The organism is Mucilaginibacter sp. P4_G9 (genome assembly GCF_056400985.1).
Map to the genome: position 1 here is coordinate 1 of NZ_JBFUKF010000293.1, position 6,233 is coordinate 6,233.

Here is a 6,233-nt window from a genome sequence, read left to right on the forward strand (position 1 = left end):
GTGGGAAAGCCCGCTGGTAACAGGTACAGTACCGGCAATAGGTACATTTGATGCCCAGGTTACTTACCGTGTACCAAAATACTATGCCACCTTTAAGGCAGGCGCAACCGATATATTCAACAAACGCTACTACCAATACGCGGGTGGCCCTACTATAGGCGGCCTGTACTATGTATCTGTTACGTTGGATGGTTTGTTGGCCGGCAAATAAACAACAGCTTTTTAATACGTTTTATATAGTTTTTTTGAAGCGGATGGGGGAACTCATCCGCTTTTTGCTTGATATAAAAATGAATTATTACAGTTGCAAAATTCATGGAACCAAGCAATAACTTCTCTTAAAAGTTCAAAAATACCGCCGCAACAATTGATCTATTAACCAACTTTATAAATACGGAAAGACTATACTGTGACTTCTTTAATTTCAATATGTTTGTGTCAAGGGATCAGTAGATCCTGATGGACACATCAGGTGCCGGGGGCATCAAAACATTTATACACGACGAAATAAGCTTATAAAATGGCAGCAGTCAAATCATTTTTACTTTTTATGCTGGCCGGGCTGTTTGAGATCGGCGGCGGCTATTTAGTCTGGCAATGGCTTAAGAACGACAAACCAATTTGGTGGGGTATGGTAGGTGGTATCATATTAGTTTTATATGGCGTAGTGGCAACCTGGCAAACGGCTGATTTTGGGCGCGTATATGCTGCCTATGGCGGCATCTTTATCATTATGGCCTTGATATGGGCCTGGAAAGTCGATAACTTTCAACCAGACAAATGGGATGTAATCGGCGCAGGGGTTGCGGTTATTGGCGCGTGCATCATTATCTACATGCCAAGAAAGTAATATAGTTGACGCCTTTTAGCACAGGTTTTGTGCAGAAGCCTTTGAGCGATAGCTGACCTGTGCTTCACGAAATATTTGTCCCCTCCGGGTCTCCTTGAAAAGGGACCCGGAGGGGGTTTACAGGGTGTTGAATTTGGATATTCGATCTGCATAGCTCCTCAGGGTCCTCTGCGAGAGACCCTGAGGGGACAAAAGAGGCTAACGCGCAAATCAAAAATAAGCAAATCAATTTGCGTCTCTGCGTCTTTGGATGAAAAATCCCATAACTTAATAGCATTGGATGGATCCTGAGGGGGCAAAGAATTTTGAGGGCCATTTGATCACACTGAATGATTAAAGATATTGTTATTGCTTTTTTGTTTCGTAATTTGGTTTCCCAAAGCCTTATCAGGGTGAGGTGGTGGCATTTAGCATAAAATTTGATAAAAAGATAAAGGAATCTATATGAAATTTAAAAAAACACCAGTTCAAACTTGTCTCGATAAGTTTCTTTTAATAACGGTAACTGCCCTCTGTATGTTAACTGTATTGGCGCAAGCACAGGTTGCGTCAAAGAAAAAGCGTGTGGGCGGGCAGCCCAACATTGTTTTTATTATGAGCGATGACCATTCGTATCAAACCATAAGTGCTTATGGTGGGCCGGTTTCTAAACTTGCACCTACGCCTAATATTGATAAAATTGCGAGCGGGGGCATCATTTACCGTAAGGCTTTTGTTGAAAATTCTCTTTGTACGCCAAGCAGGGCATGCCTCATGACCGGTCTTTATAGTCACCAAAATGGCCAGCGCCAGCTTGCCGAGGGAATAGATAGCGCAAAGGTATTTTTTAGCGAGTTGTTACAGCATGCGGGTTATCAAACGGCGATTGTCGGAAAATGGCATATGTCGATAGATCCAAAGGGATTTGACTATTACCATATCCTGGATGACCAGGGTAAATACTATAACCCAACGTTTAAAGGGCCCGAAACCGGGAACAAATTTATCCAGGAACAAGGCTATGCCACCGATCTGATTACTGAACATGCCCTTGATTTTTTGAAAAAACGTGATAAAAATAAACCTTTTTGCCTATTGGTACACCACAAAGCACCTCACCGCAACTGGATGCCCGATGGAAAATATCTTGATTTGTACAACGATGTAAATTTCCCTGTACCCGAAACATTCTTTGATGATTATAAGTCGAGGTGCGAAGCTGCCAAAACTCAAAAAATGTCAATCAGTAATGATATGGAACTGGTTCAGGATTTGAAGTTAGAAGAGCTGAAAAATGATTTGGTAACTCCTTATGATAAGCTTTCCTATACATTTTTGATGAGCGAGCTTGGTAGGCTAACACCTGAGCAAAGGGCTGTGTGGGATAAGCATTACAAGCTAAGGAACCAGCAATTTATTAATGCGAAGCTGACAGGAAAGGAACTTGCACTTTGGAAGTACCAACAGTTTTTAAAGGATTACCTGCGGTGTATCAAATCGGTAGATGATGGGGTGGGCGAAATTCTGAAATATTTGAAGGATAATGGCCTGGAGGATAATACCATGGTTGTTTATACCTCAGACCAGGGGTTTTATATGGGCGAGCATAACTGGTTTGATAAGCGGTTTATGTACGAAGAATCTTTCCGGACACCCTTATTAATAAGGTATCCAAAAGCGATTAAGCCCGGAATCCAAAGCGATGCCCTGGTACAAAACATTGATTATGCACCAACGTTTTTGTCGCTTGCTGGACTTAAAAAGCCACAGGAGATGAGCGGAAATTCCCTTGAAGCAACATTTAAGGGAGCCAAACCAAAGGGCTGGCGTAATGATCTGTATTATCATTACTATGATTATCCTGCATTTCATATGGTACGCAAACATGATGGTGTACGTACCGAACGATATAAATTAATTCATTTCTACGGCAAGGGTGGTATGAGGGGAGCAACCACAAGGTACCAGACAACTCCCGGCTTCAAGGAATATAATGTTCTTAAACTAATCAACAATGCGGGCTATGTAACCAACGATGATGATATTGATTGTAACGAACTTTACGATTTAAAGACCGATCCGCAGGAGCTTCATAATCTTTTTGGCAAACCGGGCTATGAAAAACTTACCGACAATCTTCAAAAGCGGCTTGATAGCTACCGAAAAAAATTGAAGGTGCCAACTGATGAATTTTAATACAATAGCCTCTTTAGCGTAAGTACTGGGAACCTCTTAGCCGTCATTGCGAGGAACGAAGCAATCCCCGATTTACAGAGTAGCTGTGCAAATCCGATCTGTATTTTTGGGATTGCTTCGTCGTACCCCCTTATAATGACTTGTTCGCAAGTGGTTGATTATCAATGCATCTAAAGACACTTCTCGTTGTGAGAGAATGATTATTAAAAAAGGGCTGTCATGCTGAGCCTGTCGAAGCATAGTGGGTGAAGGCCTCTGCGCGCGACCCTTCGACAGGCTCAGGGTGACAGGCCAACTACTTGCATAAGTAAACATGTCATCCCCATTTTTTCCAGGATTATCCTGTTACCCCTTCGCAATGACGATCACGAGGTGATTGTGGTATCCATACATGTCATTACTGTTTTTTCCAGCCCGGCTGGTCGGTATCCGTATGACGTGGGTGAGGCAATATGGTAACACAAAAAATCCAGAATTTTGAAGTGGCTCTGTACAGTTTGGGATTGCTTCGTACCTCGCAATGACGCGGTTGGAAACTGATAATCAGTAGTTTATTTGCTTGTCAATCCCTTAAGTCTTGTTATTACTTTGCGGTCACCTCGTGCAATCCGCATTCTTTTTTGGATTGATCTTCCCACCACCAGCGGCCGGCGCGGAAGTCTTCGCCTTCGGCTACGGCGCGTGTACAAGGCATGCAGCCAATGCTCGGGAAGCCTTTATCATGCAGGGAATTGTAAGGAATATTGTATTGTTTGATATAGGCTTTTACATCATCAAGGGTCCAATGAAAAATGGGGTGGTATTTTGCCAATTGGTTTTGTTCATCCCATTCCACATCGTGCATATCATGCCGGTTAACAGATTGATCGGCACGGATACCGGTGATCCAAAGCTTGTTGCCTTTTAAGGCGCGTTTAAGAGGTTCTATTTTACGGATGCCGCAGCATTCTTTCCTATTCTCTACCGATTCATAAAAGCTGTTGGGGCCCTTGGCATTTACCATCTGCTCCAGCAACTCATGGTTAGGGTAATAGGCATGGATAGGTTGTTTATACCTGTCCATAGTGGCGCTCCAAACCGAATAGGTTTCGCGGAAAAGCCTGCCGGTTTCTAAAGTGAAAACCTTGATGGGGAGTTTATTGGCAAAGATCATGTGACTGATCACCTGGTCTTCCCATCCAAAACTGGTTGAAAAAACTATTTCACCGGGATACAGGTCGGCCAGTTTGGCAAGAGCCTCAACGGGTCCGACGCCTGTGGTAATATCTGTTAATTGTTCAACTACCTGGTTCATATTATATAACCTTTAAAACAAAGGAAACAATTGATTTAATGCTCACCAATATTACAATGATACCTACTGATACCATGATAGTTTTGGTGGAGATTTTGTTAGAGATTTTTGCCGCTATAGGCGATGCTAAAGCGCTGCCCAGTATTAAACCGGCTACAGCCTGCCAATGATCGCTGCTTACCATGGCGATGAAGGTGATAGACCCCATCAAAGCGACGAAAAAGCGAGATAATTTTACAGTACCTAACGAAAATATAGGGCTGCGGCCACCTGCAATAAGGGTAGATAATACGATAGAACCCCAGCCGCCGCCGCCAACAGCATCAATAAAACCACCGCCTAAACCTAATAACGAAATGCGTTTTACCTTATCTGCCGATTTTTTTTGCTTTACCTTAAATGCTTTTGATAATATTACAGCGCCCAAAGTCAATGTATATAAGGATACTACGGGCTTGGTATACATACTGTAATGCTCCAGTGACGATAGCAGGTAAGCGCCCGTAACAGCACCGATAATGCCCGGTATTACAAGTAATTTAAACAGTTTCCAATTGATATTGCCCATGCGGTAATGCATCCAGCCCGCTATACCGCAGCTCAGGATCTCGGACAGGTGAACACCCATACTTGCCGAAGCAGGAGGGATACCCATTGAAAGGGAAAAGGTGGTAGACGTAACACCATATGACATGCCGATGGCGCCATCTATCATTGCGAATAAAAACCCGGCCCCTAAAAAATAATAGAACTGTGGGTTAACCCCCTCTAAAAATGTTTTAAACGCGGGCTCCCTGAAATACAGGGCGGTTATAACTATAGCTATAGAAAGAATAATGGTTGACCATATCAGCCAGATAAAATTCTTGATCACTATCGACTTAGGCTGAACCAGTACCGATGTTACGCTGTTCAGTTTTTTAACCTTGGCAGCAAAATCTCCGCTGAGGGTTTCCCTTAAAGCACTCATTTGCTGTAGGGTGGTATCCAATTCATCGGGCAGGCTTTCATTTAAAACCTCTTTTAAGCGTTTGGCTACCGTTGGCGATTTGCCATTGGTAGATATAGCCAGCTTCAAATCGCCTTTTTGAACTATTGATCCTAAATAGAAATCGCAAAGTTCGGGCTTGTCGGCTACATTGATGAGCAGCTTGCGGTCATGTGCAGCCTGGCGAACAYAGTTATTAAGCTCGCTGTCATTAGTAGCGGCAATAACTACTTCGGCGGTATTCAGGTCATCATCAGTAAATGATTTCTGGATAATGTTTAAACCTTCGTTTTCTGCGGCAAGGCTGTGTATCTCTGGCAAAAATGTCTTTGATATTATGGTTACCTTAGCATAATTGCTATTATTTAAAATAGCAGTCAGTTTTTCCAGGCCCACATTACCGCCGCCTACTAATACCGTATGCAGGTTATTCAACTTCAAAAAAACCGGGAACAACTGGTTGCCGCCGATTTCTTCGTGCTCAATTTTTGTTAAACTCTTATCTTTCGGCAACAATGTCATAAACCTCTTTGATCAACTGAAACTTTGGATGCAGCGAAACTACTTCGCCCAAAACTATGATAGCCGGCGAACCGATCTTATGCTCTTTTACTACCTCAACAATACTCTCCACGGTGGCTATGGCAACCTTTTCATCTACCGTTGTTCCACTTTGGATAACCGCTACGGGCATCTTGCCCTTACCTTCGCCTTTAAATATTTCGGTAATCGCAGCTAATTTATTAATCCCCATCAATACAACTACGGTAGCCCTGCTGCGGGCTGCATCATACAGATCGGGTGATATTTCACCGCTTGAAATGGTGCCGGTAACTACCCAGAAACTTTCGCTTAAACCGCGGTGGGTCACCGGGATGTTTTGCAGCTCGGCAACAGCTATCGAACTTGAGATACCAGGGATAACC

At 43.2% G+C, this 6,233-nt stretch carries 6 protein-coding genes; 3 read left to right on the forward strand and 3 right to left on the reverse strand.

All coding sequences use genetic code 11. The annotated features are described in order from the left end of the window. The 3 genes from AC1DPZ_RS19880 to AC1DPZ_RS19890 all read left to right on the forward strand — a co-directional run. Positions 1-211: hypothetical protein (locus AC1DPZ_RS19880; RefSeq protein WP_477406640.1), on the forward strand; the 211-nt coding region annotated here is incomplete at its 5' end. A 309-nt stretch (positions 212-520) separates the two neighbouring features. Next, entirely contained in the window at positions 521-850 is a 330-nt protein-coding gene (locus tag AC1DPZ_RS19885; RefSeq protein WP_477406642.1) for a YnfA family protein, read from the forward strand. Between the two features lie 516 nt (positions 851-1,366). After that, positions 1,367-3,025, forward strand: a complete 1,659-nt coding sequence (locus AC1DPZ_RS19890) for a sulfatase family protein (protein ID WP_477406644.1) — start codon at positions 1,367-1,369, stop codon at positions 3,023-3,025. A gap of 583 nt (positions 3,026-3,608) precedes the next feature. Here the strand turns inward: AC1DPZ_RS19890 and AC1DPZ_RS19895 are convergent. The 3 genes from AC1DPZ_RS19895 to AC1DPZ_RS19905 form a co-directional block, all read right to left on the reverse strand. Then, positions 3,609-4,319, reverse strand: coding sequence for a phosphoadenylyl-sulfate reductase (locus tag AC1DPZ_RS19895; protein ID WP_477406646.1), 711 nt, complete (start codon positions 4,317-4,319; stop codon positions 3,609-3,611). 1 nt (position 4,320) lies between these two features. Continuing rightward, positions 4,321-5,829, reverse strand: a complete 1,509-nt coding sequence (locus AC1DPZ_RS19900) for a TSUP family transporter (RefSeq protein WP_477406648.1) — start codon at positions 5,827-5,829, stop codon at positions 4,321-4,323. After that, the coding region (locus tag AC1DPZ_RS19905) for a uroporphyrinogen-III C-methyltransferase (protein ID WP_477406650.1) at positions 5,807-6,233 on the reverse strand (427 nt) is incomplete at its 5' end. The genes AC1DPZ_RS19900 and AC1DPZ_RS19905, both read right to left, overlap by 23 nt.